The 2,794-nt window shown below is 59.5% G+C and carries 3 protein-coding genes and 1 tRNA gene; all 4 read right to left on the bottom strand.

Going from position 1 to position 2,794, the window contains the following annotated elements:
• Window positions 1-281 precede the first annotated feature (281 nt).
• Window positions 282-773 (bottom strand): hypothetical protein, encoded by a 492-nt coding sequence (locus tag AC1DUU_RS28430; protein ID WP_476786682.1) that lies wholly within the window; start codon window positions 771-773, stop codon window positions 282-284.
• Window positions 774-941: 168 nt separating this feature from the next.
• Window positions 942-1,015, bottom strand: a tRNA-Gln gene (locus tag AC1DUU_RS28425).
• A gap of 114 nt (window positions 1,016-1,129) precedes the next feature.
• The gene (locus AC1DUU_RS28420) at window positions 1,130-2,074 is read right to left on the bottom strand and encodes a lysylphosphatidylglycerol synthase transmembrane domain-containing protein (RefSeq protein ID WP_476786681.1); all 945 of its coding nucleotides are present in this window, start codon (window positions 2,072-2,074) and stop codon (window positions 1,130-1,132) included.
• Window positions 2,075-2,347: 273 nt separating this feature from the next.
• The coding region (locus tag AC1DUU_RS28415; RefSeq protein ID WP_476786680.1) for a hypothetical protein at window positions 2,348-2,794 on the bottom strand (447 nt) is incomplete at its 5' end.

Raw genomic sequence — 2,794 nt, 5'->3', positions numbered from 1 at the left:
CGCTTGGGCTGCGGTAAAGCTATCGGCGCCGGTGAGATCGACGTCGGAAAGATCGGCAAAGCGTGCCGATTGAGGTCTGGCCGGCGGGGGCCTTTTTGTCGTTTCAGACGTGCTGGTGAGGGGGTATGATTCGACTTGAGCTTTTCGTGTCTGGAAAGCTCGTAAAGCCGTTCATTTCCAATGATTTGCTAGAGCGAGTCCACTTAACCCCCCGCTGCCGAACGGTGGCGGGGCTTTTTCTGCGTTTTGGGGTTCATTTAGCGGTGATTGGCTATCGCTGACTACTTGCGCTCGAAGATAATAGTCGCACCGTCCTTTACCCAGGCTTGAACACTGGTCCCCGGCTCAGAGAATTCAAGATGCACGGTACCGGGCTTGTTGTCGGTGGCGGTCAACCCGAACTCTGGTCGGTCGTGGTCGAAAAATTCGCGGAGATCGTGATTCAGTTGAAATCTGGCTAGCGTGAGATGTTGATCGTCGGCCGTAGGGGCGTTGCCAAGCTCCACCGCTAGATCAATGTCAGGATGGGAGAATACGCTACCCTTGCTGCGGCGGGTGCCTGAGTGTCGCGAGCCGTATATCCAGGCTCGCGAAACAAGCGCCGATGCGTCCAGAAATGCGAGTACTCCACAAAACTCCAACTCCGTCAGATGTAGCCCCAGCGCGCTAGGGTTTGCTGGCGGAAGTTCCCCATCAATGCGCACTCTTGCCTCTTTCATGTCGCGTGGAGTTGCCGAGTGTGAGCGAAAACCTTCGGAAATCAAGCGAGGCATTGGCCCGATGCACGAGTGACCATGTTGCGTTCCATGTCGCGTCAGGTGGCCGAGGTGAGCCAAAAACCCCGGGAATCAGCCATAGTCAGTTGCAACATGATGCGACAGAGTCAGGCGCGGGTCTGGGGGTGCTGAGTTTTAAGCCGTTGGTTTTATTGAAGAAAGAGTTGGCTGGGGAACCTGGATTCGAACCAGGACTAACGGAGTCAGAGTCCGTGGGTCTACCGTTAACCTATTCCCCAGCAGGGCCGACTTTTGGTTCGGCCGCGGACGCTGTCTCGACAACGCCGCCGGTGCGCGCCTTGTAGCCACCGCCGGGAAATAGTCAACCCTGTTCGGTGCTGCAATTTCAGTTTTCAGGCTTCGCCTTGCTTGTCGCCGCGTCCGAATTGCGAATGCTCGAAGGCAAGCACTGCGATGATGCCCAAGATGAGCGGGATGATGAGGTAGAAAAGGCGGAAGACCAGAAGGGCGGCCAGGACCRCTGCAGGATCCATTTCCGAAAGGCCGGTGAGAAAGACCACTTCGAGCACGCCGAGCCCACCTGGCGCATGCGAGGCCTGCGCGACGGCAAAGGAAAAAAGGAAGATGCCGAGCACGATCAGATAGCCCGGATTGTTTTCGACAGGCAGCGCAAAATAGATGATTGCGGCGGCTGCCAGAATCTCCAGCGGGCCGATGATCAGCTGGCGCACGACGATGGGCAAAGCGGGATAGTGCAGGCGGAAGTTGCGAATGGCGAGCGGCTTGAGATGCAGCCAGCTGCCGAACACGTAAGCGACAACGAACAGCAGCATGGCGATGCCGAGTGCGATCCACCAGCCTTCGTGGCTGCCTTCGGTGTAGCGGTCGAGCAGGCCCGGTTCGAGCAGAATCACCGCGGCGCCAACAAACACGCTCGAGAGTACGAAGGTGAACCAGCAAATGCCGACCAGTATGCCCACTTCCTGGCCGGTGAGGCCCTTAGTGGCATAAGCACGATAGCGGATGACAGCGCCTGAAAACACCGATCCGCCAATATTGTGCGACACCGCATAGGTTGTGAAGGAGCAGACGGTGACGAAGAACCACGACACGCGCTTGCCGAGATGCAGCAGTGCCATGTGGTCGTAGCCGGCAAGGGCGGCATAGGCGACGATAGAACTGAGGGCCGAAAGCATCCATCCATGCGGGGGGRTGGCGGTGAGGCCGCTCCAGACATCGTCGAGGGAGATTTCACGCCACTCGTGATAGAGCAGCCAGGCAGAAACGGCGACGGCGCCGAGCCCGATGACGGGCCAGATATAGTCCTTGATTCTCATGCGGCAGCGCTTGCCCGCTCCTTCCTGTCTGGCGTTTCAGTGCCTCGCGTTGGCTATGCGTCCGCTCGCATGTCCCTGATCGTCTTTCAGCTTTGCCTCATTGAAGCCGGCACTTCAACCCGAGCTGCGGTTTTCGATGCAAGTGGTCGGTCATGCGCAAAGGATGGGCCAAAATTCCGCACGAGCGGGCCTTGGTGAACTCGCCCAGCGCTGATACTCTGTTGGCAACACAAAATGATTGCGYCTGCAGCGTCCGAAACGGTTCGCGCGGCGCTAGAAGGAAGTTGCAAGGTGAAGGACCGCGATCCCGTCGCTGGTGCGTCGGATGCGGGTGTCTCCGGGAATGTTTCGTCGCCTCACGGCGCGGGCCGATCTCAAAAAGGCCGTAAGGCCGCCGCGCGACCGGTCAACGGTCACGGCAATGGGGACGCTGCGCAACACAATGGAAAGACCAGGAAAAGGCGCAAGCGCCGTCGCGGCCGCAAGGTATTTGCGCGCGATGGTGTTCAGTCCGGTGGCGCCCAGCCTGAGCCAGCCAGCCCGCAGGCGCCTGTTCGGCCAAGCGTTGCACCGATAAGGCCAAGCCTTGTCGCAAGGCAGGATCAGGCCGAACAGCCGCGTCGTGCGCCGACGTCGGAGCTGCCGGTTTTTGCCGCACTCGACCTCGGCACCAACAATTGCCGGCTGCTCGTGGCTGTGCCCGGCCGGCCCGGGCAGTTC

Source organism: Aminobacter sp. P4_H6_2 (genome assembly GCF_056400805.1).
This window is presented reverse-complemented; position numbering and strand designations above follow the sequence as displayed.